The sequence below is a fragment of the Candidatus Omnitrophota bacterium genome (assembly GCA_040755155.1).
GTDB lineage: Bacteria > Hinthialibacterota > Hinthialibacteria > Hinthialibacterales > Hinthialibacteraceae > JBFMBP01.
The window spans coordinates 99,228-125,427 of record JBFMBP010000029.1; the positions used below are offsets into that span (position 1 = coordinate 99,228).

General features: G+C 52.0%; 20 protein-coding genes. 13 read left to right on the plus strand and 7 right to left on the minus strand.

Annotated features, from left to right (window positions below; all coding sequences use genetic code 11):
- Positions 1-24 precede the first annotated feature (24 nt).
- Genes AB1656_03295 through AB1656_03305 form a run of 3 tightly spaced genes read right to left on the minus strand, consistent with a single transcriptional unit; the run spans position 25 to position 2,636 of the window.
- Complete coding sequence (locus tag AB1656_03295) at positions 25-660, minus strand: riboflavin synthase (protein MEW6234390.1); 636 nt, start codon at positions 658-660, stop codon at positions 25-27.
- A gap of 3 nt (positions 661-663) precedes the next feature.
- Complete coding sequence (gene ribD / locus AB1656_03300; protein ID MEW6234391.1) at positions 664-1,776, minus strand: bifunctional diaminohydroxyphosphoribosylaminopyrimidine deaminase/5-amino-6-(5-phosphoribosylamino)uracil reductase RibD; 1,113 nt, start codon at positions 1,774-1,776, stop codon at positions 664-666.
- A gap of 41 nt (positions 1,777-1,817) precedes the next feature.
- On the minus strand, positions 1,818-2,636 hold the full coding sequence (locus tag AB1656_03305) for a sugar phosphate isomerase/epimerase family protein (protein MEW6234392.1): 819 nt from the start codon (positions 2,634-2,636) through the stop codon (positions 1,818-1,820).
- 312 nt (positions 2,637-2,948) lie between these two features.
- On the opposite strand from AB1656_03305, the gene AB1656_03310 reads away from it, so the two are divergent.
- From AB1656_03310 to AB1656_03325, 4 genes are all read left to right on the plus strand, one after another.
- Positions 2,949-3,500, plus strand: a complete 552-nt coding sequence (locus AB1656_03310) for a hypothetical protein (GenBank protein ID MEW6234393.1) — start codon at positions 2,949-2,951, stop codon at positions 3,498-3,500.
- 16 nt (positions 3,501-3,516) lie between these two features.
- Positions 3,517-4,503: a GNAT family N-acetyltransferase gene (locus AB1656_03315; protein ID MEW6234394.1), complete on the plus strand. Its 987-nt coding sequence runs from the start codon at positions 3,517-3,519 to the stop codon at positions 4,501-4,503.
- 83 nt (positions 4,504-4,586) lie between these two features.
- A complete protein-coding gene (locus tag AB1656_03320) occupies positions 4,587-5,678 on the plus strand; it encodes an NAD-binding protein (protein ID MEW6234395.1) in 1,092 nt (363 codons plus the stop codon).
- Between the two features lie 196 nt (positions 5,679-5,874).
- The gene (locus tag AB1656_03325) at positions 5,875-7,599 is read left to right on the plus strand and encodes an ABC transporter ATP-binding protein (protein ID MEW6234396.1); all 1,725 of its coding nucleotides are present in this window, start codon (positions 5,875-5,877) and stop codon (positions 7,597-7,599) included.
- A gap of 34 nt (positions 7,600-7,633) precedes the next feature.
- Here the strand turns inward: AB1656_03325 and AB1656_03330 are convergent, their stop codons facing one another.
- Complete coding sequence (locus AB1656_03330) at positions 7,634-8,224, minus strand: prepilin-type N-terminal cleavage/methylation domain-containing protein (protein ID MEW6234397.1); 591 nt, start codon at positions 8,222-8,224, stop codon at positions 7,634-7,636.
- 79 nt (positions 8,225-8,303) lie between these two features.
- Complete coding sequence (locus tag AB1656_03335) at positions 8,304-9,344, minus strand: non-reducing end alpha-L-arabinofuranosidase family hydrolase (GenBank protein MEW6234398.1); 1,041 nt, start codon at positions 9,342-9,344, stop codon at positions 8,304-8,306.
- Positions 9,345-9,584: 240 nt separating this feature from the next.
- Here AB1656_03335 and AB1656_03340 point away from each other — a divergent pair, with 240 nt between their 5' ends.
- The 5 genes from AB1656_03340 (at position 9,585) to AB1656_03360 (ending at position 19,022) form a co-directional block, all read left to right on the plus strand.
- Positions 9,585-12,986, plus strand: coding sequence for an ATP-binding protein (locus AB1656_03340; GenBank protein ID MEW6234399.1), 3,402 nt, complete (start codon positions 9,585-9,587; stop codon positions 12,984-12,986).
- Between the two features lie 212 nt (positions 12,987-13,198).
- A complete protein-coding gene (locus tag AB1656_03345) occupies positions 13,199-13,855 on the plus strand; it encodes a response regulator transcription factor (protein ID MEW6234400.1) in 657 nt (218 codons plus the stop codon).
- Positions 13,856-14,216: 361 nt separating this feature from the next.
- Positions 14,217-15,290 carry an FG-GAP-like repeat-containing protein gene (locus tag AB1656_03350; protein MEW6234401.1) on the plus strand — a complete coding sequence of 358 codons (1,074 nt, stop codon included), beginning with the start codon at positions 14,217-14,219 and terminating at the stop codon, positions 15,288-15,290.
- Positions 15,291-15,696: 406 nt separating this feature from the next.
- Positions 15,697-17,982, plus strand: coding sequence for a hypothetical protein (locus tag AB1656_03355; protein MEW6234402.1), 2,286 nt, complete (start codon positions 15,697-15,699; stop codon positions 17,980-17,982).
- Entirely contained in the window at positions 17,979-19,022 is a 1,044-nt protein-coding gene (locus tag AB1656_03360; protein ID MEW6234403.1) for a DUF5060 domain-containing protein, read from the plus strand. Before AB1656_03355 ends, AB1656_03360 begins: the two co-directional genes overlap by 4 nt.
- On the opposite strand, the gene AB1656_03365 is transcribed toward AB1656_03360, so the two are convergent.
- Complete coding sequence (locus AB1656_03365) at positions 18,943-19,485, minus strand: N-acetyltransferase family protein (protein ID MEW6234404.1); 543 nt, start codon at positions 19,483-19,485, stop codon at positions 18,943-18,945. The genes AB1656_03360 and AB1656_03365 overlap by 80 nt on opposite strands.
- A 169-nt stretch (positions 19,486-19,654) precedes the next feature.
- On the opposite strand from AB1656_03365, the gene AB1656_03370 reads away from it, so the two are divergent.
- The 4 genes from AB1656_03370 (at position 19,655) to AB1656_03385 (ending at position 25,625) form a co-directional block, all read left to right on the plus strand.
- On the plus strand, positions 19,655-19,948 hold the full coding sequence (locus AB1656_03370) for a nucleotidyltransferase family protein (GenBank protein ID MEW6234405.1): 294 nt from the start codon (positions 19,655-19,657) through the stop codon (positions 19,946-19,948).
- 90 nt (positions 19,949-20,038) lie between these two features.
- Positions 20,039-20,743, plus strand: coding sequence for a nitroreductase family protein (locus AB1656_03375; GenBank protein ID MEW6234406.1), 705 nt, complete (start codon positions 20,039-20,041; stop codon positions 20,741-20,743).
- Between the two features lie 76 nt (positions 20,744-20,819).
- Positions 20,820-22,640 (plus strand): hypothetical protein, encoded by a 1,821-nt coding sequence (locus tag AB1656_03380; protein MEW6234407.1) that lies wholly within the window; start codon positions 20,820-20,822, stop codon positions 22,638-22,640.
- A gap of 9 nt (positions 22,641-22,649) precedes the next feature.
- Positions 22,650-25,625: a tetratricopeptide repeat protein gene (locus tag AB1656_03385; protein MEW6234408.1), complete on the plus strand. Its 2,976-nt coding sequence runs from the start codon at positions 22,650-22,652 to the stop codon at positions 25,623-25,625.
- A gap of 64 nt (positions 25,626-25,689) precedes the next feature.
- Here AB1656_03385 and AB1656_03390 read toward each other — a convergent pair whose 3' ends face one another.
- Positions 25,690-26,199 (minus strand): DinB family protein, encoded by a 510-nt coding sequence (locus tag AB1656_03390; protein ID MEW6234409.1) that lies wholly within the window; start codon positions 26,197-26,199, stop codon positions 25,690-25,692.
- Position 26,200 lies beyond the last annotated feature (1 nt).

A 26,200-nucleotide genomic window follows, 5' to 3' on the forward strand; every position in this document is an offset into this window, starting at 1 on the left:
CTATCCAGAGAAAATTACCGCTTCTCAAAAACCGTATTGCCGCAGCTTTTCGGCTGTCAATCCAGAACCAAGTTCGACGGCGCCCATCGATAGCAGCCTTTGGATGTAGCGGGCAAGAATATCGATTTCGATATTAATGGGGTCTCCCGGTTTTTTCGCGCGCAGGTTGGTGTTTTGGATGGTATGGGGGATAAGCGCGGCTCCGGCGCGGTCTTCACCCGCTTCCGTAACCGTCAAACTGATCCCCTCGATGCAGATCGATCCCTTCTCGGCGATATAAGGAGCCAGGCGGTTGGGAAAACGAAACCAAAGCCTTCCTTCCACGCTCAAGGATTCGATGGCGCCGACCGCATCAACATGACCAGCGACAATATGTCCACCCATTTTATCCGTAGGACGCAGGGAAGGTTCAATATTCAGCAGGGCGCCCGCTTTCGCGTTGGCGAAAGTTGTGCGCGTCAACGTCTCGCAGGAAAGATCGGCCCAGAAGCATTCCTCATCCAACGCGGCGACTGTCAAGCAAACTCCATTGACGCATATGCTATCGCCCAGGTTGGACTCCGGCGCGGTCATCGGGGCGGAGATGCGCAGTCTGGCGGATTCGCCAAGCTGAACGACTTCCGCCAATTTTCCTACTTCGCGCACAATGCCGGTAAACATGAATCATTCCTTCCAATCGACGATCCCCTGGATCAAGACGTCATCGCCCAAGAATCGCCGCTCGATTCTTCGCAATAGCGGCGCTTCCTTCATTGTAGCCGCGCCACGGCCTTCATAAAACGTTGGCGCGCCAGCGCCGCCGATCAGCTTGGGGGCGATATAGATCGCCAATTCATTTGCTAGCCGCGCTTCCAAAAATGAGGTATGGATGCGCGGTCCGCCCTCGATATAAACGCTCAAAATATTCTCCTGCGCCAGGAGGGATAAAACTCCCGCAGGATCGAGCGCCCCTTCCTTGCCTGGCGTTACGAATATTCGCGCTCCCAGCTGTTCCAATTCCCTTCTCTTCCCAGCGGATGCGATTTCTAGACAAAAAATCCAAACGGGCGCTTCATTTATTGTTTGGAATAAGCGCGCTTGCGGACGAATTCTCAGAGTGGAATCCAAGACAATCCGGATGGGCGGATTGAATTCTCCCCGCGTTATCCCTTCCGGTCTGGCGGTTAAAGAAGGATCGTCCTTCTCGATAGTCCCGATCCCAACCAGAATAGTGTCCATTTCGGCGCGCATCTCATGAACATGAGCGCGGGCGGCCTCGCCGGTAATCCATCGGGAATTACCCGGCGCCGTGCATAATTTTCCATCCAGAGAGGCGGCGGCTTTTAAAACAACCCAGGGCAGGCCTTTTTCATGGCGATGAAAGAAAAAGCGGTTCTCGTAACGGGCTTCCTCTTCCAATAATCCCACATCGGCCATCACTCCTTTTTCCCGAAGAATTGCAATCCCCATACCGCTCACGGCGGGAAAAGGATCGAGGACGGCGGCGATGACGCGGCGGACGCCCGCTTCCAGAATGGCGTCCGTACACGGCGGAGTAGCGCCATAGTGGCAGCAAGGTTCCAGCGTAACATACATTACAGCGCCGCGAGGATCTTCGCAGCAGACGGAAAGCGCTTCACGCTCGGCGTGGGGCATCCCTTTACGCAGGTGATAGCCTTCGCCAATGATGCGCGGTTTGGATTGGGGAGAATCGAATTGGGCGATGACGCAGCCGACGCGGGGATTGGGAGAGGCGGTGAAACGGCCGCGATGAGCCAGTTCCAGAGCCTGGCGCATCAAGGCTTCGTCATGAAAAGAAAACGAAGGGGAGGATCCGCTCAACGAGACAATTGGCCGACTCCGCTTAATCCCATGCGTTCGGTGAAATCGACGACGTTTTGCAAAATTTCCACCGTAGGCCGTTCATCGCGCACTTCTACGACGAAGGGACCGCGATAATCGCATTGGCGCAATCGGTGGAAAACTACATCCCACGGCACATCGCCTTCGCCGGGGATCAAATGTTCGTCGGCGCGCCCCCGGTTGTCGTTCGCATGGATGGAAAAGATTTTTTCGCCGAACTCTTCCAAAACGGCGGATAGGTTGCCTCCCGCAAAAGCGCGTCCGATATCCAGGCACATGCCGACATTGGGCAAATCCAATTCCGTCAGACTGCGATAGAGATTGAGAGCGTCGCCGCCGAAATAAGCGCTGGGAAAATTTTCGATGGCGATGCGCACGTCTCGATCCTCGGCGTAGCCGCTGATGTCGCGCAAGGTCTCCCATAGCGAATTCCAGCGCTCTTCCGTTTGATACTTTTCGCTCTCGATGCTGCTGGGGTGAAAAGTAATCAAGGAAGCCCCCATCAATAAGGCGGCGTCCAACGCCTTCTGGCAGGCGAAAACGGTCTCTTCCCGCTCCTGCTCGTCCGGGCTGGAGAGATCGCCGACGCCGCTGGGAGCGTGCATGGATATTCTGCGGAAACCCAATTCCCGAATCGCCATTCCCGCTTTTTGTATTTCCTCGGGATCGCCGATGTCGAGATGCCTTTTCGTGCAAAAAATTTCGACCGACTCGATCCCATACTCTTGCAATAAGGAGAGTTTGCCAAGGAACGAGGAAGGAAGCCAGGTATAGGAGGAAATCGACAGATACATTTACATCCCCTTTATTTTTGGAAATCCATTACAGCTATTTTTCCCAGCCGAATACGAAAAAAAAATCCTCAACGACGTGGATGCGCATTCGCCGGGAAAAAGGCGATGGATTCCTAACCCTCAAACTCAAAAAGAAATCTGTTAAATGGACTGGAACTACTCTACTATGAAGTCTATCGGCCTCCCATCAAGAATGTCAACCCCAAAACAAATGAATAAAATATAAAGTCATTACTTTCGTTCAATCTTTACATTAATTACGATGAAGGACTTCCCGAAGCGGAGAACATAAGATAAAATTCTTGACTTATCATGAGTTACATCTATCTTTTCGTTGCATTAAAAATTACAGACAACGTCGCCCGGACGGCGCAGCAAACAATGCAAACCCGGTTGAACGCCGTCCACTTAAAATCGGTGCGCCGATCCGATTTCTGGGAGATGTCTTTTCCCGGACGATCGCCCCAGCAAGCCAGACAAATCGCCGAAACCATCGTTCAAAAAACCGCCTTTTTCGCCAATCCCAATAAGCATATCTGGCGCATGGAGGAATCCGAACAGCCAATAGAAGAATCCGGCCCCTATTCATTTCCGTCCTGCGTTGACGCTTCCGTTCTTGTCTGCGACCGCGTGGACGGCTTGGCGGAAGGAACGCTGGAAGCGCTCGCGAAACTATTGGATGAAAACCAGCGTCCCGCGTCCTTGAAAAGGGGCGTCTGGTGGGATATGCAATTCGAGAACCTCAGTCCGGAAGCCATCCGCCAAGAGACCGAAAAGTTAACGTTGACGACCAGCCGGAAACAAGGATTGCTGGCCAATCCTCATTATCAATCCTATCAAACGTTTTACGCCGATTCGCTTTAATAACCATGAAACGAAATTGAAAATTCGATCCGTTACTCCACCCCTTTTGCCTGAAGGCGAACGCATCGTTCCGGTTCCGCCGGAAGAGTTTCATAACGTATTGGACGTGCTGGAAACGGCCTTTCCCAATACGCCGCGCACGCTTTTTTCCACTCTCACGCTGCAAGACCCTTGGCGTCAAACGAAATTCAGCTTGGCCGTCGTTAAAGGCAAGCGTTATCTTGCTCACATCCAAATCTTCGACCGTTCGATTTATATCGACGGCGTTTCGGTTCGCATCGGCGGCGTGGGCAGCGTTGGATCGCGTCCCGAATGCCGAGGCAAAGGCTATCCTACGGCGCTGCTGCGCTATGGTATGGATTTAATGGAAGAAGAAGGGATGGGCGGATCGATGCTCTATACCTCCATCCATCCCTTCTATGAACGCCTGGGATGGAAAACGGTGAATCAGTACGAACAGAATATCCCGGTGAAAAAAATCCTGCGCTATATTCCAAAACCGATCCGGCATCGCTCGCTTCGCGAAAACGATTACCTCTATCTGCAAGAAATTTACGGCAAGAATCATGCGCGGATTTCCGGCCTCATGCGCCGCACGCCAGATTATTGGCGGGCGCGTTCGATTTGGATGGGCCACATTCCCACCGTCATCGAACGAGATGGAAAACCGGCGGCGTATTTTTACGCCATGCAGTACAATGAAAAGAAACCGATCTTGACCATCTCGGAATACGGCTTCTCGAATCCGGACGAGGAGACGTTAACGCAATTGTTGGGAACGATGGCTCGCAAAGCGGAAGAGACGAACTGCCTTTCCTTGCGAGGTTTTTTCCGTCACAATCCCGATTTCGGCCTTTTTCTCGATGCAAGGGATTTAATCGAAAACGAAAGCGAACATAATTACGTCATGTGGAAAGACATCGGCGCTCATAAATTCGACCGTCGAATTCAAGAATTGGCGTCTCAACGGCGTTGGCTGTATTGGACCACCGACGCCTTCTAAGTCCGCCGAGTACTTAATGAATGATCGGCGAATAGGATAATCAATTACCAAGAAAACGGCATCCGGCGGAAAACAACGCTTCCATGTTTCGTAAAAACAGGCCTCTTTCCTCCCTGCAAACTTTTAAATTCTCGCTAGCGCTGGTCTTCGTCGTCATCTCGATCGGCGCAACGGGATTCTATTTTCTGGAAAAGAGCGCGGAAAGCGGCCGCGTCGAAGAGGGACGGAAAGGGGACAGCCCTCATAGTTTTCTCGATGCGGTTTATTGGTCGATCATAACGGCGACGACGACGGGGTATGGGGATTTCGTCCCCAAAACCGGATGGGGGCGAGTCTTCACCGTCTTTTTCGCCATCATCGCAGTCGTAACCATCGCCTGGGCGGGAGCCAACGCCTTGGCGTTTATCGTTGAAGGACATCTGACCGAAGCGGTGCGGGTGAAGAAAATGGAGAAAGACATCAAAGCGCTGAAGAATCATTACATCATCTGCGGCCTGGGCCGCGTAGGGATGGAGGTTGTGCAACGGCTCCGCGAATCGAAAATCCATAGATTCGTCGTCGTCGACCGCCATCGGGAGATTTTGGAAAATACGCTTCGCGACGACGAACTATTCGTCGTCGGCGACGCCACGGAAGACCAAGTGCTCAAAGACGCTCAGATCGAATTGGCTTACGGACTCATCGCCTGCATTCCCGACGACGCCGCCAACGTCTTCACCATCCTCACGGCCAAGGTGCTGAATCCCAAACTCTTCGTGATTGCGCGGGGACAACAGGACGGCTCGCAGAAAAAACTGATGCGCGCCGGCGCCAACCGCGTAGTCATGCCCTCGCGCATCGGCGGCGCCCGCATGGCGGCTATGGCGTTGCGTCCGGCTATTGTGGATTTTCTCGATCAAACCTTGCTGGTTCCCGGCGACCGCGAACCTTTGCTGCTGGAAGAGATTCTCATCGAATCGGGCAATCCTATGATGGGGAAAATGTTGAAAGAAACCCATATCAAATCGGAGACGGAAGTCATGATTATCGGCATTCGGCCCAACCAAGGAGATTTCCTTATCAATCCGCCCTCCAATTATATAATCGGCGAAGGCGACATGTTGATTGGCCTAGGCCATCACACTCACTTCAAAATGCTTCGGCGTTTGATGGGCTTGCCGGAAAACGCCAGCTAGCCTTACTCTATCTCGATTCCTCAAAGCTGCCCGAAAAAAATCGCCGTCCGCAGGTATCCTTTCCGGCTCGCCGAAATACAATACCTAAAGTAAGATCGTTGCCGAAACGGATTTATTATCGAATATCTTCCCATATACTATGAATCCTGCGTTTTCCCGTTCGCCGCATAGTCCCATGAGGACATTGCTCGCATATTTGCGGCCTGTAGCCAGACAAAATGTTCTCGGCCTGCTCGCGTTAATCCTTTACAGTTACGTCCTTATTCTGATTCCCGCCTGGGTTAAGCGGATTATCGACAGCCTGGGAAAAAACGGCTTGCGGGAAGAATTATTTCATTCCTGCCTGTGGATTTTGGCCTTGGCGGCCGGCGCGGCGGTGTTGCTCTTCTACGCTCGATGGGCCATCATCGGCGCATCCCGCTTCATCGAAGAGCGCATGCGCAACGATCTCTTCTCGCATATCTCCCGCCTGACGCCGCGCTTCTATCATTCCATAAAGACGGGCGATCTCGTCACCCGCTTCGCCAGCGACATAGAGCAGGTTCGATTATTGATAGGGCCGGGAATCATGTATCCGGGGCAGACGGTCGTCGTAACGGCGTTGGCCCTTTATTCGATGTTCTCGGTGGACGCAAAACTTTCCGTCATCTTGTTGATCCTGATCGCCATCCTCTTGATTTTCGTCAATCTGAATACTCGCCAGCTGCATAAAGCCTACCGGCAAGCCCAGGAAGTCTACTCGGACATGAGCGCCCAGGTGCAGGAAAATTTCAACGGCATCCGCGTTATTAAAGCCTATTGCCAGGAGGAAGCGGAATACGAACGCTTCCGCCGATTGAATAACCGCTTTGTGGATTACAATATCGACCAGATCAAATTGCGGGGATTGCTGTTTCCCTTCACCCGTTTCATCGGAAATGCGGGAGTCGTCGTAATACTTTGGTTTGGCGGCTATCGGGTGATCGACGGCGGCCTAACGCTGGGCGACCTTATTCAGTTCACGATCTATTATCAATTGTTGATGTGGCCGATCGTGGCGCTGGGCTGGATCATCAACGTCATCCATCGCGGAGCGGCTTCCTGGCGGCGCATCCTGTCGGTTCTATGCGTTCAGCCGGAGATCGAAATTCCCGAAACGGAAGATGCGAGTGAAATTCTGCTAGGAGATATCGAAGTTCGCGACTTGACCTTCGCCTACGAAGAAAATCGTCTCCCAGCGCTAAAAGACTTTTCCTTCCATGTCCGTCCCGGCGAAACTCTCGCCATCGTCGGTCCAACCGGCTGCGGAAAAACCACCATCGTCAATCTGCTGCTGCATCTTTACAAAATTCCTCGGGGAACGATCTTCTTCGATGGGAGAGACATCAACGACATTCCATTGATGACGTTGCGCCGATCCATCGGTTATGTTTCGCAGGAGGTATTTCTCTTTTCGGATTCCATCCGCGCCAATATTCTCTTCGGCGAATCCGAACCGGAAAAAACGCCGGAAGAAGAGATCGCCGGCGCCGCCGAACGCGCCCAACTCACCCGCGATTTCGACTCTTTTCCTGACGGCCTCGACACGCTCATCGGCGAACGCGGCATCACATTATCTGGCGGCCAAAAGCAGCGCACGGGCATCGCCCGAGCGCTGATTCTCGAACGCCCCATCCTCATTCTCGACGACTGCCTTTCGGCGGTGGATGCGGATACGGAAGAAGCGATCCTCGGCGGCATGAAAAGCGCCATCCGCCAATCGACCGCCATCATCATCAGCCATCGCATTTCAACGGTGAAGCGCGCTGACCATATCATCGTGCTGGAGGAAGGCCAAATCGTCGAAGAAGGAAAACACGAAGAACTCATCGCGTCGGAAGGACTCTACGCCCGCCTCTACAAACGTCAGCAGCTGGAGGAGAGTTTGGGGATACGAATGTAATAATACTATTATCAATCCTGCCAAGTATAACTATTCACGGTCTAATCCAAACGATATCTCCCACGCTGCCGACGCCGTTGCTCATCTCGTAGTAAACAAAATGCCCCGAAGGAAAATCCAATTGGTAATTGGGGCCAAGACTCCACAACTCGTATGCAAAGGGACGCCCCGCTTCGATGCGCTTGATATTTTCCGGGCTTTGCAAATGTCTCGTTCGGTAGTCCAACTCGCCCGTGGAAAATCCCATTTGCTTGTAAACCTCGTTCCAAATAGGATCTTTGTGGTATTCGTAAAACGTAAGCGAAGCGATAGCGTCCGTTGGCCGCAGTTTGTCTTGAAAGGGATCCTTGGGCACGGCGCTTACGTAAGCGATCGGCGTGGTTAGATATTTATTTTGCCAAGCAAAATGTCCGTTCGTATGAGGATAATAATTTCCATTATCCGTTCGGTACATCTCGTTCGCCACCGTAAACGTATTGAGTTCCGATACGGCTTTCGCAATTTTGGCTCTGATTTGAGCATTCAAAAAATTGGGGACGGCGATAGCGGCTAAGACTCCGATAATCGCCACTACGATCAGCAACTCAATCAACGTAAATCCTTTTTGTGCGATAGGCAATTTCATGTTATCATCTCCACCAATGACAGATGCCCATTATGGGCATAACAATATCAGGTTCATTCAATATTTGAAGACCTATTTATCATTTGGCAGGTTCCAGAATCCCCAGCCGCCAAGGAATCTCTCCATATTTCTTCCCCGCCATCGCCGCATCGCTGACGCCTTGGAAAAGAAAACGCAGTTGTCCGGGATCGGCCTCTAATTTTTGATCGCAGCCGCTGCGCAATAATTCGCCGTGGCTGAAGGAATCCGTCCAATGACCGTCCTTATCGGAGACATTGGCGAGCGAGGCGAAAGGCTTATCCCAGGCATCCGCCAAGGGCGCCCATTCGCCATCCAGCGTCTTGGAAAGATAGGCTTTGTAATAGCGGCGGCTGCCCTTTTGATCTTCGATCAACGCAAAATATTGATTGCGCCCCTTTAAGGAATAGATATGTCCGGCTTCGAAAATGTCGGCCTGGAGAACAATCTCCGGTTGGCTCCAACCGTGGGGAAAGTCCGACAGCAGGGCGTCCGAGCGCCAGAGACGCCCGTCCAGCGAGGTGAAAAAGAGATGAGCCTTGGCGTCGTCGCAAATGACCCAAAAATCGATCCAGGCTTTTATATTGTCCGGCTGGCTTCGAAAGAGCAGCGTAGGCTTGCTCCAGGATGCGGGATCGGCGATGTCGCCGGTTGTGGAACAAGCAGGTTGAAGAGCGGGCTTGCGGGAAGCGTCGGCGGTTTGATAAATCAGATACCACTTTTTCTGCGGGGTAAAGTAAAAAACTTGAGGAGCGCAGAAATAACCGTTCGTAACGGAGAGAATATGCCGGCTGGCTTCATTAGCGCAATTCCAATCCTTGAAGGTTGAATATTCAATCTGATGCGTGCGTTTTTGGCTGCGGATGGTGCAGAACAAATGCCAGGCGCCCTCGTAATAAACCACGGTCGGATCTTTCACGGAAAAGCATGGATCGGAGAGGCGGTCGGCGGGCGAAGCCAACGGCGGGCTGGCAATCCATCGAAAAACGCCGGTTTGGATAGGATCGTTGGTTTGGCCTCCATTATACGGTTCTGCGCCCATCGCCGAAGAAATATTCATGAATAAACAAATCCCGCCTAGTATGGATAATATATATCTCATGATCGTCTCCTCTGTCTTTTCCGTTTCCTGCGTTCTATTGTAATCTCAAAAACTCTATGTTAGGATCGATAATCCATAATGGCGTATTAGTCTTCCTCCTAGTACTTAATTTTATTGGAAATTGTTCCCTCGCCCACTGGGAGAGGGTTAGGGTGAGGGCGCTTTTTCAACAAAGCACTATTGAAATCAATTGAAAAAGACAACGAGGAATGGAACAGACCGTTCGTTATGAAGCGCTCGATGATGTTACCGATTTCGGTCTTGAGGATTCTCATTCCCATCCTTGCGTTTATTCTCCCATGTTCGGCGCAATCTCCCAATAGCGCCGTTAATGCCGCGCCGGATTCCATTCTCGCCGTTCGTTCTTTTTCGTCCAACGAATATTCGCTGGGAAAACCCATCCAAGTAACGTTGACGATTCAAAGCCCTTCCGATCAAGATCGTAATTTAACGATCGCCGAAAATTTGCCCCCAAAGTGGACGGCGAGTCAAATCAATCACGGCGGCCTTCTGCAAAAAGAGACTTTGATATGGTCTCTAAGCGGCAAGATCGGTTCGCTGGTTCTTTCCTATACCGTCCAGCCGCCCGCGGAAACAACCGATGCGGCGTTCTTTCATGGCTTCTGCGGCGGCGTTCCCATTACCGGCAGCCAATTCCTTTCTCCAACGATTCTCAAAATCCAAACGCAGCCGAACGGTCATTGGCGGTATTGGACGACGGCGGACGGACTGCGGGAAACCTGCGGTTTATGCCAGGTCGGCCATGACGGGAAAATATGGATTCGCCACGGATCCGTCAATCAAATCAGTTGTCTCGACGGTTACGCCGTAAGTAAAATTCCCTCGCCGGGCATTTGGCGAACCCTCTTCGAAAGCCAGGAGAATCAGCTTTGGTCGTTCGATTCGTCCGGCTTAAAACTGTTCCTGGAAGGAAAATGGATTGCTTATCCGCTGGATGGCTTCGATTCCACGCAAGTAAAAATTCTGTCCGTCGAGAAAGACCGCGTGTTTCTTTGTTTCCCCGACCGGCTCGCCGAATTCGACGCCATTCACAATCAAACCTATACGATTCGATCCGCCGCCGAAACGAAACTGCTGCGATTCGCCAACATCTTCACCGCCAAGGATGGGGATGTTCTTATCGCCGGGCGCCAAGGCATGGCGCGATGGATGTTGAAAAATCGCCGCTCTTCCCTGGAAGCGTCCTGGACGGATTATCCTTTCCCGCCGGAATACGAAGTTTCCAACCTCGATTTTCTCGTCGAAGACGAGAACGGGCAAATCTACGGTTCGGCGCAATCGGCGCATTTCAACAAGCGCGTTTTGATGCAATTCGACAATACGGCATGGCGCATCAAATTCGTCGCCGATCGAAATATCTTCGCAGGATGGCCGGGAAGGGATAATGGATTTTGGCTTTGGAAATCCGACGAATATTATCCCTTTTTGGATTATCTGACCTTCCAGCCCAACGAAATCCATGAAACGAACATCCAACTCCCTTCCTTGACCAGCATCCAATTGCCCATCCTGGAAAGCGGCTCGCCAGTTACTTACGAATCCAACCATTCCTTTTGGATCAGTCTCTCGCCGGGCATCGCCCGCTTTGCCCTGGCGGCCTGGAGAACGCCCGAAACCATCGCCAATTTAAACGAACATATCGCCGCCATGTGTGTAGACGCCCAAGGAAGATTATGGTTTACGACGTTCAATAAACTGTTGCGCTTGCAAAATCAAGAATGGAAAATCTATCCCTTGCCAGACGGTTTCAGCGCCTATCAATGGGAACCCAACGGCGTCGCTTATCTCAAAAACGGTCAACTCGCCATTCGCAATACGAACTCCGTCCTGCTTCTCTTCGATCCCGAAACGGAACAGTTTCGCGTCGTGAATCATCCGCAAGGCAAGAAAATTAGCCTGATTTTCCCTCGCAAAGATGGATCGATCTGGATTCAAGCCGAAGATAAAACCTCCACTCGCCAGCGATTCGTTTACAGCCTTGAAATCTACGACGGCGATTCCTTCCGGCCTTTCGCCGATCTGGGCGATCGATGGAACCTCGAACAACTGCGATACATCTACGAAGACCAAGATGGCGCGATTTGGTTGGGCGGTATGGCGGACGAAAAAATCGGCGTCTATCGCAATGGGACCTATAAAACTATGGGAGGCGAATATCCCGGCGATTCCGTGATGTGCATATTTCCTTACGGCGAACGCAAATTATGGTTTTCCGACCGCAACGGCATCTACGAATACGATGGAGAAAAATGGTCCGTCATCCGCACGGGTCTGGATGGCGTTCCCTCCATGATTCGCAGCCGGGACGGCTCCATTTGGATCGCCACATGGAATGGCATCTACCGCTACGAACATAATTCGTGGATCCAAAATTCCGAACTGGAGGGATTATCATCCTTTTGCATCTTCAAAGTATTTGAAGACAGCCAAGGAAGACTTTGGGCTGCGACATCGCGCGGGCTGAATCTCTATCACCCGGAAGCCGATCCCGATCCGCCCAAAGTATTGATCGATCCCAACGTCAATGCGGACGAAATCGCCCCCGGCGCCGTGGCGAAATTCGTTTTTTCCGGAATCGACAAATGGAAATACACCCCGCAAAATCGATTGCTCTATTCCCATCGCATCGATAACGGCCCATGGTCGCCCTTTGCGGAAGACGCCGTCGCCAATTACTCCCATTTATCTCCCGGCGCGCATCATTTTGAAGTAAAGGCGATGGATCGGAATTGGAACGAATCCGCTTCGCCCGCTCTTTTTCAATTCGAAGTTCTCCGCCGCTGGTATCAGGAGCCGATATTTTTGCTGTTGCTATTCACCGGCAGCGTTATTACGCTCTCGGCGGTAGGCTATGCGATTTCCCGCCATATCAACCTGGAACAATTGGTGACCAAGCGCACCGCCGATCTTTTGAACGCGCAGAAGAAACTGCTTTCCTATCAACAACAGCTCCAATCCTTCGCTTCGGAAATGTCCTTGATCGAAGAACGCGACCGCCGTCAGATCGCCGAAGAACTGCACGACCGGATCGGCCACGGCCTGGCCGCCTGCCAAATGCAGATTGAAACGATCAAAAGAGATTCGCTCGATCCCCAATCCGTCCGGATTTTCGACCAAACCTTGGCACTATTGGAACAGACGATTCTCGACGCCCGTTCCTTGACCTTCGAGATCAGCCCGCCCGTTTTGTACGAATTGGGATTGGAACCCGCCCTCGAATGGCTCATCGAAGAAATGGAAAAACACTACGGCATGAAAATCGAATTGGAAGACGACGGACTTCCTAAAACCGTCAGCGAAGACGCCCGCGGCGTTCTGTTCCGCTCCGTCCGGGAACTCTTGTTCAACGTCCTCAAACACTCCGGCGCCCTTTGCGCGAAAGTAGCCATTCAGTCCAAACCGGAATGCGTCAGCCTTTGCGTCGAAGATCATGGAACTGGCTTTAACTTTAGCGAACTTCATTCCTCCGCGCTTCATCGGCACAGCTTCGGGCTATTCAGCATCCGCGAACGCATCGAATATCTGGGGGGATCCTTCGAATGCGATTCGGCGCGCGGAAAAGGAACGCGGATCGTTTTGACGATGCCATGCAGCCAAGAGATTTCCAGCCGGCGCTCTTAAGAAAACATTTAAAATTGTAGGATGGGTCGCGCCGTTTGACCCATCAATGATTCCATTCATTATTATCGATGGGTCAAAAAACGCGACCCATCCTACTTTTTCAAGTAATAATCCATCGCAAATCAGGGGATTTTCCTGGTTGCATGGAATTTATTTTCAAGAATAATGATGGTTTGCCGTTCATCCTTGACCAAAAGAAACATAGTGTGAAGATGAAATCTACCCGCATACTTCTCGCCGACGATCATGCCATCGTGATTGAAGGAATCCGCCGCGCCCTGGAAAATGTTCCGGGATTGGAAATCGTCGCGGAAGCGATGGATGGACAACAGGCGGTCGAACTCGCTTTGGACGCCAAAGCGGACGTGATATTCATGGATATCAGCATGCCCAAACTCAACGGGATCGAAGCCGCCCAACAAATATTGCGTAAAAATCCCGATAGTAAGATTATCATTCTCTCCATGCACGCCGACAAACGGTTCGTCGAACGCGCCTTGAAAGCGGGCGTATGGGGTTATCTTTTGAAGAACCGAGCCGTAACGGAAGTCGCGGCGGCCATCCAATGCGTCATCAACGGTAAAATCTATCTGAGTCCCGGCATCACCAATATTGTTGTGAACGAATATGTCAACCGTCTCTGCCGGCAAGAAGGGGATGGCGTGGACGGTCTCACTCCCCGCGAACGCGAAGTATTGCAGAAGATCGCGGAAGGTTATTCGACTAAGGAAATCGCCGCCTCGATGGGTGTAAGCGAAAAAACGATCGATGGCCACCGGCAAAATCTCATGGACAAGTTGAACATTCGCTCTGTCGCCAAACTTACGAAATTCGCCATTCGAGAAGGATTGACCTCTCTCGATGACTAATTCCTCCCAATCCCCTGGCCTCTCTTTAACAAACCAGGGGATTTTTCTTTGAAAATCAGTGGATTTTCCTTATAGACAAGATTTCTCGATTCTCTCTATGATTACCCTATACCGAAATCTATCCTCATAAAAATATCGGTGGAAAGGAGGTTGTTTAGAGAACTCGGCTCGTTCAACCAAGGCGAAACAGCAGGGGAGTCCAAAACGAAATAAGTTCACGAAAGCCATTTTTTCATCGTATGTTCATCCAGAATGATTTATTTACATTTTTCAAGATTTACGATTGTATTCTTCATTGGTTTCTCAATCATAATCGATGCTTGAACCACTAGATGATTCCGCGAAAGGAAAGGATTGAACAATGAAAGTAAAAACATATTGCCTAACGGCGGTTTTCTGCTGCTTCGCCAGCATGGGAATCTGCCAAAACGCAGTCAAAGATGGTTTAACCCTTTGGACCACAGCTTGGGACGATTTCAATATCGACACGGAATATTGGGTTTACAAATGGACCTACAGCAAGGCCGATTCCGCCTGGTCGCTTGAAAAAGAACATTTTATGACGCCGGAAGTGCAGGGCGAACAGTGGAGCGCCAATGTTTTCGATATGGGAATGGACATGATCGTTCTGAAAGGCCGAAGCGATTGGAGCGGCATCTTCTCCGTTTCCCAAGGCGACAGTCATTTCCCCAGTACGGGAACCGAATTCCAACACCGCCGCCTGAACGCCAATGGGGAATGGGAATCCGTTCAGCCGCCTCTCTTCAGCACTGTCGCCGATATCAGTCCATTGGGCGTAGATATTTATTACGATGGGGACGAATTGCATATCGCCTGGACCGAAGACAACGATGAGGCGGGTCCCAAAAGCCTGATGTGCGAAATCTACGATCAGGCTTACACGGTCAATGCGGATGGAACGCTCACCGCCAAAGGCGACAAGAAACTCGCTTGGTCGCGAAAATTGAACTGGGGGGCGTCGCATCCCGGATTGGGCGGCGTGGCGGGATTGACGGTCTGCGATTTCGACGGCGACGGCGATATGGATTTCATCATCGGCAACATGTTCTACGGCGACAGCCCCGCCAAAGCCGCCATTCAATGGATCGAACGCTTAGGACCAACCCAATGGGCGACTAATCTGAAAGAGTTATGGGTAGGCGCTCCCGGTCACGGCGCAGAAGGCGTTTGCTACGCCGACATCGATGGAGACCAAACGCTCGACCTGATAATCACCAGCGGCGGCTCCTACGCCTGGAACATCGTTGTCTGGTTCGAGAAGAATGGCAACGTCGTCGAACAAGTCGATTCGATTCTCGACTGCAACCTCGAAGCCAGTTTCATCGAGCCAGGATTGTCTATCGGACATATCTTCGGCTTATTTGCTCCCGGTCCTCAAGCTACTGAAATCACCGATTGGTCGTTGTTTCAATAATCGCGCTTGAACAACCGGCAAAAGATCGAATGGAAAGAGGGGCATGAAAACATGCCTCTCTTTTCTTTTACGGCTTTCATATTCCTTATTTTGATTTTATGGTAAAAAGGAAATAATTTACGATTCATTTTGAATTAATAACTCATGTTACGCGCAACAAAAAGTAAAAGAGGAATCGCGCCATGAAAGGTCTTTTCCGTGGAATCCAAAAAAATCCGCGCTATCCGTGATTCGAAAATTTCGTGGAATTCGAGCCTTTTCGTGGTTTCGTGGTTCAATAACGCAAATAAATGACGCCCTTCTTGTTCTTTTGAACGCTTCTTCTCATTGGCGATAAAATGCCAACGCCGAAAGCGAAAGGACATTGGCTGCGTAACATGAGTTATTAATAGATAGGATGACGATCATGCTTCGCATCGCTCTACTTTTATCCGCTTTTCTCCTATCCGCCGCTCAAGCCGCTGAGATTTCCCTGCCCGCCGGAAGCGCTCCCCAAGCGTTGGAGTTTCCACATTTTCCCAGCCGAATGCACGCATTCGTTTTTCGCAATTGGCCCGCCGTGGGAGCGGAACGCCTGGCGAAGGTTTTGGATACAACTCCCGAAAATGTTCGCGCCGCGGCGGAATCCATGGGCTTGCCGCCCGCGCCAACGCCCATCGGCGGCGATCTTCAGCGCATTTACATCACCCTGATCCGCCGCAATTGGCATCTGTTGCCCTATGAACAATTGCTGGAGCTGCTGGATATGTCCGCCCAGCAGTTGGAGTATTGTCTGCGCGAGGACGATTTTCTCTTCGTCAAATTGGGATCGCTGAAGCCGCAGTGCGAACCTCTGCGCTACGCTCCGCCCACGGAAGAAATCAAAAATCGCTGCGCCGAGATCAAGCGCATCGTGGAAAAACATTTCGCCGATGCTCTGCAAGCGCCGGAGGAGCCGCGTTTCCAATTCATCCATGACCTAAGCCAGTTGCAGCCGATTTCCCCATCGAGCAAATCCATAAAGAGATTTTCGCCCCGCTATATCTATTCCTATTTCGCCCTATACGGCGACGCCCTGATGAATCCGCAACTCGATCCCTATCCCGACGGCTTACTGCAAAAGTTATCGGAATTGGGCGTGGACGGCGTTTGGCTGCATACGGTTTTACGCAATCTGGCCCCCAGCCCATTTTTTCCCGAATTCGGCCAAGATTGCGAGACGAGGTTGAAGAACCTGAACGATCTTGTCCAACGCGCCAAGCGCTTCAATATCGGCGTCTATCTCTACGTCAACGAGCCGCGCGCCATGCTGCAGGATTTCTTCGTCAATCATCCCGAATTGAAAGGCGTTCAGGAGGGAGACTATTGCGCCATGTGTACTTCCGCGCCGCAAGTGCGGCAATGGCTTTCCGACTCGCTGGCGTACGTCTTCGAACATACGCCGGATTTGGCGGGAGTCTTTACGATCACGGCATCGGAAAATCTGACCAACTGCGCATCGCATGGCGGTTCTTCTCGCTGCCCCCGCTGTAAAGTGCGCTCCCCCGCCGAGATCATCGCCGAAGTCAACGCCGCCGTCGAATCCGGCGTTCATCGCGGCAATCCCGCTGCAAACGTGATTATGTGGGATTGGGGCTGGAACGACGAATGGGCTAATGAGGCCATCGCGAAACTGCCGAAATCCGCCTGGCTCCAATCCGTCAGCGAATGGTCGAAGCCCATCGTTCGCGGCGGCGTAGAAACCGCCGTGGGCGAGTATTCGCTATCGGCGGTTGGTCCTGGTCCGCGTGCGTCGAACCATTGGGCGGCGGCGAAAAAAGCCGGACTCAAAACCATCGCCAAGGTTCAAATCAACGCCACTTGGGAACTCTCCGCCGTTCCCTATCTGCCGGTGATGGATTTGATCGCCGAACATGGCGGCAATCTTCTCAAGGCTAATGTCGATGGTCTCATGCTTAGTTGGACTGTCGGCGGCTTCCCTTCCCCCAATCTGGAATTATTGAGCCAATTTGACCGCGATCCGGCGCCGGATCGAGAAACGGCGTTGAACGCCTTGGCGCAAGTCCATTTCGGCGTGGAGGGCGCGCCGCTCGCCCGCCAGGCCTGGACGGCGTTCAGCCGAGCCTTTGCAGAATATCCCTTCCACGTCAATGTGGTCTATCAAGGCCCGCAGCAAATGGGACCGGCGAATCTACTCTATGCGGAACCGACGCATTACGCCGCCACCATGGTCGGCATCCCTTACGATGACGTTGACCGTTGGCGCGGTCCCTATCCGGCGGACGTATTCGCCGGACAGTATTCCAAAATCGCCGCCGGTTGGAAGGAAGGTTTAACGGCGTTGGAAAAAGCCGCCGCCCTGGCGCCGTCCGATCAAGCTGCTTCCGCCCGCGATCAGATACGTTTCGCCCGCGCCGCGCAGCTTCATTTCGCTTCCGTCGCCAACCAAACGCGATTTACGGTTCTGCGAAATTCGCTTTTGAATAAGAATAAGCCATTATCGGAAGCGGAACGCAAAAGTAAGAGAGATGAAATCAAGATGATCGTTCAAGACGAAATCGTCCTGGCAAAAAACCTATTTGCATTAGCGCGGCAAGATTCGCGGTTGGGCTTTGAAGCCTCCAATCAATATTACTATCTTCCCGTCGATCTGATGGAAAAAGTCATTGATTGCCAATACATTCTCGATAACGTTTCCCGGCTCTACCCATGATGATAAAAATCGTTCTCTTTTTGCTTATCGGCTCGGCGATGAACGCCGCACAGGGGAAGGAGAAAAACCTTCCCCGCGTTGCGCAGTGGGGACGATTCGAAACCGCCTTCATCAGCGATCAATATTATTACGATTGGGTGCGCGATATTCGGTTGCATGTTGAATTCACTTCGCCTCAAGGCAAGAAGCAAACCGCGCTGGCTTTATGGGATGGAGGAACTACTTGGCGCGTCCGATTTTCTCCCGATTGCATTGGAACCTGGCGCTATCGGACAATCTGCAACAAGAAAGACAACGCAGGATTGCACGATCGAACCGGCAAATTCGTTTGCGTCCCTTATCGCGGCGATAATCCATTATACCGACATGGCGAACTGCGGCTTTCCGGCAATCGGCGCTTTCTACGCCATGCCGACGGAACGCCGTTTCTCTTTTTAGGGGATACGGCGCCGATCAGCCCTTTGCTGGCGTCGAAGCAGGAATGGAGCCGCTATCTAGCAGAATGTTCTCGGGCTGGATGCAACGCTGTTCTATTCATTCCCACTCATAGCGACGCCATTCCGAAAGACGCTAGAGGCCATCCCGCCTTCACCGGCGAAATATTGATCCAAATCCGGGCGGATTTTTTCCAGCGCCTGGATCGCTATTTCGACGCCGTCAACGAAAAGGGGATGATCGCCGCGCCCATTCTTTTATGGGCTGAAACGGGAGATAAAAATCCGGGATATTATCTGCCGGAAGATCAACAAATCGTGTTGGCGGAATATATCTTTTCGCGCTGCAACGCCCATCAGGCCGTATGGCTGCTATCCGGCGGCCAGAGCGCCATCGAGAACGCCGACGTTTTACAACGCATCGGAAGCGCCGTATTCGGCGATGCGTCCCGGCGTCTAGCGTCCCTGATTCCCGAACCGGGCGAACGGATTGAAGATTTATACGCCAACGAATCCTGGTTTACTTTTAATCTGTTTCCCCGGCGGGAAGATTTTTCGTTGCGTCAATATTGGATGATTCGTCCGGCAAGAGGAGCTGCAGAATAGCCACATCCATCCACTGGCCGTTTTTATAGCCAATTTCCTTTTGCACGCCCACGAGTTCGTAGCCGAATTTTTGGTTGTATTTCAGGCAGGCTTCGTTATCCGCGAACAGCTTCGCCACAAGGTGATGATAGCCGTATTGCCTGCAACGTTCGATCAGGGCTTGCTTAATCATCGGGCCATATCCGCGCCCCCGCTGGCCGCGGCGCAGATAAACGGACGTCTCGCACGTATAACGATAGCCTTCGCGTTCGCTGTAGCGCTTGATGATTCCCCACCCCAAGACGCAGCCGTCCTCTTCCAGAACGAGAATCGTCTCCCGTTCGTTAAACGAGGCCATCCAACCCAAAATATCCGCCGACGTTTGCAAACGCTCCACCAGCGCGCAATCCCCGGCGGCGATGGATTCGTTATAGATTTGCGCAATCGCTTCCGCGTCGGCGGGAACCGCATCGCGGATTATCATCGTAGTTTCCATGATATCGTTTTTAATGGAATTTTGGTCTGTTATGATTTCAAAATGATAATATCCTTTTATAAAGCGAAAGGCCAAGATGCAATCAATAATTATGACTTTATTTATTTCCTTCACGAATCCGTAGTCGATGAAAAAAACAAGAATGAAATGAAAAAAAATGTCTGAAATAAATAGGCTCATAGTCAAATTGCGGGAATTGAAGCTGCTTATCGAAGAGCGTTTTAAGGCGGAGAACATCGAACTCTTCGGCTCGATGGTTCGCGGCGAAGAAAAGGAAAACAGCGATATTGACCTTCTTGTAGACTTTAAAGAAGGAGCGGACTTCTTCGATCTTGTGGGCTTGTCCGTCTTTCTGGAAGAGGAATTCCAACGAAAAGTGGATGTGGTTTCCAGGCGAGCATTAAGAGAAGAATTGCGCGAATCGATCTCCAAAGAGGCCGTGCCAATATGAATTGGCATGGGCATGGCTTGCTTTTGTATGGCTCGCTTCGCTCGATCCACCCCGCCTTGCTTCAAACAACTATTTATTAAGGACAATCCCATGATAAATTTCTCCGAATTTAATGACCTGGCGCGCCGCCGCCGAGCGATCCGCCATTTCCAGCCCGATCCCATCGACAAAGAAACGCTATTACGGCTGCTGGAAACCGCGCAATGGGCGCCTAGCGGGTACAACCTTCAACCTACGCATTACTATGCCGTAACCAACGAAGTATTGAAAAACTCGCTCTATTCAGCCTGTTTTAAACAAAAACAAATTTTGGAAGCGCCCGCTACGATCGTCTTCACCGGCGACCGCCGCGTCTTTGAGAATCATTTCGAAAAAGTAATTCGCATGGAGTTGGAGACGGGCGCCATCAACGAGGAATACGAGAAAAAGCTGCGCCAGTTCGTACCTCTAGCTTTTGCTCACAGCCCGATGGGCTTGGGATGGTTTTGGAAAGCGGCGTTGGCGCCATTATTGCGCCTCGCAACGCCCGTCCCCGATTTTCCCGCCGCGCATAAACGTTTTTGGCTGGCCAAGCAAGTGCTGCTAAACGCCATGATCTTCATGCTGGCGGCCACAGCGGAAGGATTGGCGACGGTTCCGATGGAGGGCTTCGACGAATCGCGGGTGAAGCGGGCGCTGGGCATCCCCCGTTCGCATATTGTTCCCGTATTGATTCCCGTAGGCTATGCCGTCACCGCCGATCTCAAGAAAACGCGCCTGCCCTTGCAGGACGTCCTTCATTGGGACCGCTGGTAGTCCATATTGACTTGAATCGAAATAGATGGCATTTTTGATTCGATCCAAAATTTATGCGATTCAGCGAGTATATTCGATGACACTTTCGCGCTCTTCCAAGATTTACGGCATAGCGGCCATTGCAGCGTTATTGCTCATCGGCGGCGTTTTCTGCTGGCCCGCCTTGCAGTCTGCCAATATAAAAGCCTTGTTCGACGGCCCCGTCGAACTTTGCCCGCGCGAGGCGCCGGTTTATTACCCTCGTGGAACTTATCAATTCGACAAGTATTTATCTTCCCATGATTCGATGGGAATGGACGCCAACTCTTCGGCAGCCAAATTCGCTACGAAATCCAACCAACAGGAAATATCATATGTCGACGGCGGAGCGCGGGACGAAGTCGAAGCGGCTATGCGAAAACATGCGCAAAGCAACCACGACGCAAACGACGAGAACAATCCCGCCCTTTCCCGCCTGCGTTCGCCGTCCGTTTATAAAGACCGGGAACCCTATCATTCCTTGCAGATTACTGCGCCGGAAGACGGTTCGCTTTTCCCGCCCAATCTCTGCGCTCCCTTTGTGGAATGGGAAGACCCGCGCAACGATTTTTGGGAAGCGTCGATTCGCTTGCCGGGCGAAGAGAAGCCGCTTCTATTTCAGACGGATAAAAAACGCTGGCGTATTCCCAGCGCCGTTTGGGAGCGCTTGCGGCGGGAGGCCGTGGAACAGGATGCTGTTATTCAAATCAAAGGCGTGCAGCGCGATAAATCGGATCGCCGCATCGGTTCCATCCAAGCGTCGCCGGAAGCGCACATACGCATATCAAAAGATGCGGCGGACAATTTTATCGTCTATCGTTTAGTTGCTCCGCCTTTCAGTTCCTTCAAGACGCCCGACCTTTACCTGCGCGACATCCGCCAAGACGAACCTCGGATATTTCTGTCCTCTCGCCGCCAATACTGCCTTAACTGCCATACGTTTTCCTCCAAACAAGGAAATTCCGGCAAACTGGCGCTGCAAGTGCGCAGTTTGGTAGCATCGGGTCAAAAGCTGCCCGTCTACCTGGCGATCTTCGATATCGACAAAAAGATTGGCTTCAAATCCCAATTGCCTTTCGAAATTCAGATGACGACGTTTATGGCCTGGTCTCCCGACGGTGAAAAACTGGCTTATTCCGCCAACCAACGGGTCGCCGCGCTGAAACCCATTGTCTTCGAGACGCAACTGGCGGGCATGGCGACTTCGGACATCGCCATCTACGATCTGCAAAAAAACGATACCTATCTGCTTCCCGGCGCCTCCGATCCCAACCTGCTCGAAATCTATCCCCAATGGACGCCGGACGGCAAGCGGCTGATCTTTTCCCGCAGCCCCGTAGGCAATCATCCCGCGCATATTCTCTACGATTTATACATCCTCGATTTGGAGGGCGAGAATCCAACGCCGCAACCCATCGCCGGAGCGTCGAACAATGGGCGCAGCAACTACTTCCCCCATTTCTCGCCGGACGGAAAATGGTTTTCCTTCGATCAATGCGACGGCGGCGATTTGATCCGCTCGTCCAGCGACATCTACCTGCTGCCCGCCGATCTGCAAGGCGAGGCCCATCGCCTGGAGTTCAATACGCCTTACGCCGCCGATTCCTGGCATAGTTGGAGTTCCAACAGCCGCTGGCTCGTGTTCGCCTCCAAGCGCGAGGGCGGCGTTTACGCTTATCTTTATATGTCCCATATTGACGAAAACGGCCACGCCTCGCCCGCCATCCCCTTGCCGCTGATCGACAAGCCTCAGTCTAGTTTCAATATTCCCGAATTCGCCGCCAATGAGCCGGATATCCAGGAAAACGAACTGTTCGAATCGATCCGGGTCGAACCGCAGCCACGCCTCGTGCAACTGCGCCATCTCGATCAGAGTTGAATCCAATCCATGAAGAATCACGTCAGCGGCCATACCAATCCCTCTGCGCCCCTCTCGCTCAAGAACCGATTAATGGAGATGGGAAAACGTTCTTGGTTTACCGCGTTTCTCTTGGCGATCGTTATCGCATTGGTTTATTCCACGACATTTTCATCGCCCATATTCGTCAATCATGATGAAAGCGTCTTGCATTTGCCGCTGCTTTCTCACGCCGGGAATATTCCAACGCTTTTTACCAGCGATTTTCTTCTCTTCACTTCCGGCCAATACCGCCCATTAAGTTATGTCCTCTTAGCGTTAGCGCGGACTTATATCTCTCCCGACAACTTACTTTTCTGGCATCTCTGGCTGCTGGGATTTCACATTGTCAACATATGGCTGATATTCGCCATCGCGCGCCATTTCGCCGCGAAATTACCGGCAGCCGCCGCGGCGGCTTTTTTCGGACTGCATCCACTTGCGACGGTCCTCGTCAACGATATCAACCAATTTTACATGATCCTCTGCCTCACCCTTTGCTTGGCGTCGCTTAAAACCTATCTCGTATTCAGCCGGAAGAGCGGCAGAATCCTCTACGCCGCCTCCCTGATCTTCTATTTCTTGGCCATCCTCACGGCCCGGCCTGCATTGACTTTTATCCTGTTTTTGCTGGTCTACGAAGGACTTTACGAAAAAACGCCGCTGAAACGCTTGTTGTTTCGCTTATTACCCTTCGCATTGATTCTTGCCTTGCTCTATCCGTTATGGGGAATGGCGAGTCCTCATCCTCTCCATTACAAATACGTCGCCATGCACGAACAATCGTTCTGGCACGGCTTGTTTTCCGTCGTTGGCGCGACGCAAGAATACGCGGGAGGATTATTTTTAACGCGGGGGATTCCAGCCGTACTCCATGAAATCGTGGAGCAAATTTACAATGGGAAAAACGTCAAATTTCTCTTGTGGGCCGCCGTCGATCTGTCGGCGCTGGCCATCGGACTTTGGGCGGCGTTGCGCAAGCGATGGTTCGCCCTGGGAATCTTGTTTTTGTTTATCGGAATGATTCCTTACGCCACCGTCTATTTCAACCGCGTGCTGGATTACGTCTCATGGACTTATCTTTATTTTCCGGCGGCGGGATTGGCGTTATGTTTCGCGGGAATTTTCGCATGGCTGGCGGAACATCCTTGGAGTTATCTGAAAATCGGCGGACAAGCAGCGGCCGCCGCTATCGTGATTTTCTTTGGGATTAGAACCGTTCAGTTGAACTTCTATACCCGCATTCCTATAAATTATTGGACCCATATCTACGAATTGAATCATGACAGCCAAACCGCCATGCACCAGAGCGGGAAAGTCTATCTTGCCCAAGGCCAGCTGCCTTGGGCGCTTCACCATTTCTTCGCGCCGATGGCAACCAATCCAAAAGAGGCCTGCATCGTTATGGCGCGCGCTTATTGCGATCAAGGCGAATTTCTCGCTTCCGCCATCCACTTGCGCTTCGGCTCGGCGCAGGAAACCTCCGGCATCGTGCTGGAAGGCTCCAGCGAGGCCGCCGCCGATTTGCTGTTGAACGCGGGAGCGCTGGATCATGCGGAAGAGAATTTGGGTAAAATCCTCATGGTCGATCCCTTCAACGTATTCGCCATGAACCGTTTGGCTCAGGTTTGGTTTTTTAAGGGATTCGTCAACGAAGCCCATCGCATGTTGGAGCGCGTGCGCGCTATCTCTCCCGCCGATCCCAGCGCTGCGCTGATCGAAGGCGAATTTCGGCAGATCGAAAAACAATGGCGCGAAAATCCCAATCCCGCGCCCATCGCTCCCCCCTCGCAAGATTGGCTCAATTACGCGCTAACGCAAGAACGCAGCCCCGCCTTGCGGCGTCAGATCATCGAACTCGGCCAACGCGCCGATCCTAACGACGCCATCATTCAACTGGAAGCGATGATCGCCCATCTCGAAAACGAAGAATATGCGGAAGCTGCGAAGATGGCGGATGTCGTTGCTCGCTGCTTGTACAGCTATGGCTACGCGCTGGGAGCGGCCTGCCGGGCTAAGGCGCTGGCGGGCGAGACGGACAAGGCGATCGCCATCGGCCACCGCGCCATCTCCATCGCCAGCCAGGAACCCTTGGCTTGGGAAAGCCTCGCCATCGCCTACGCGCAAAAGAGCGCCGAAAATGGACAGACGCAGCGATTCATGGAAGACATCGACAAGCATCCCAGCGCCGCTTCTCAATTTTATTCCCGGCTGGGGATGCAAAAACTGCGAACGGGGAAAAAACAAGAAGCCGCCGTCCTGTTGGAAAAAGCCGTAAAGGCGGAGCCTAAGAATTTGGACGCCCTGCAATCTCTCGGCTTGGCCCTCTACGACATCGGCCAGGCGACGCGCGCCGCGGAGGTTTTGCAGCAAGCCGTGGCGCTCAAACCGGATGAGGCGGAAAATCACGCTCGCTTGGGACGCTCGTATATCAAACTTAATAAACCGAATGAAGGCGTCGCGGAGCTGCGCACCGCCATCAAACTCGATCCCAAAAAGGCGGATTACCATTACGATCTGGGCATGGTTCTATCCTCGCAGAATCGGCAGGAAGAATCCATGCAAGAGTTTCGCCGGTCCATCGAGTTGGCGCCCAATGCCGCCGCAGCGCATTTCAAGTTAGCCAACGCCCTATATTTCGCGAATCGATTCGACGAAGCCGCCTCCGAATACCGCAAAACCATCGAACTGGAATCCGGCTTCGGATACGCGCATTTCAACCTCGGCGCCGTTCTTCAACGTCAGGAAAAATACGGCGAGGCCATTCGGGAATATGAGGAAGAGATCCGTTATTACCCAAAATTCGCAGAACCCTTCAACCGCATCGCCTTGATCTATTGCAATCAAAAGGATTACGCCAAAGCGAAGGAAACGATCGAACGAGCGGAACGATCCAGCCTTCAACTTGATCCGAAAGTACGCCAGGAATTGCAGAAAATCGCGCCCGCTTCCGAAACGCCTGAGTAGAAGAGGCTTCCAGCCTCTTGAGTAGTAAAAGAAAGAGCCAAGATGGCTCTTCTACTTTTTACGATCAAGGCTTTTTCGCATCGGCGGGACGATCGATTCCCGCCCAGCAATTATACGTATCCAACTCCGTAACTCCCGACGATTTCAAATAGAGAAACAATTGCATTTTGTAAGCTGCCATAAATTTCAGACAGTAATTGACGAGCGCATCGCCCATTTTGCCTTGCTTGCCGCTAAAAAGCGTGACATCTCGATGCAGTAAATCATCTTCTTTCAATTCAGAAACCATCTTTTCCACTTCCCGCATCTGTTCGTCCATTGCTTCGCAAAAACGATCGGCGGCTACGGTTTTCGATTTCGCCGCGTCCTCCTGAATGCGGCTCCTATCAAAAATAATGGCGTGAGCGGGCGCTAACACCGATATCGTAAGATACTGCAATAACTCCAGCATCGACCGCTGGCCGGGAGTCGGCCGATACTCCAACGCGCCGGATGGAATTTTGGAATACAAATGCTTGCATATATCCGTTTCCTGGCATAAGGATTGGAGAAATTGTTCTTTCGTTAATATCATC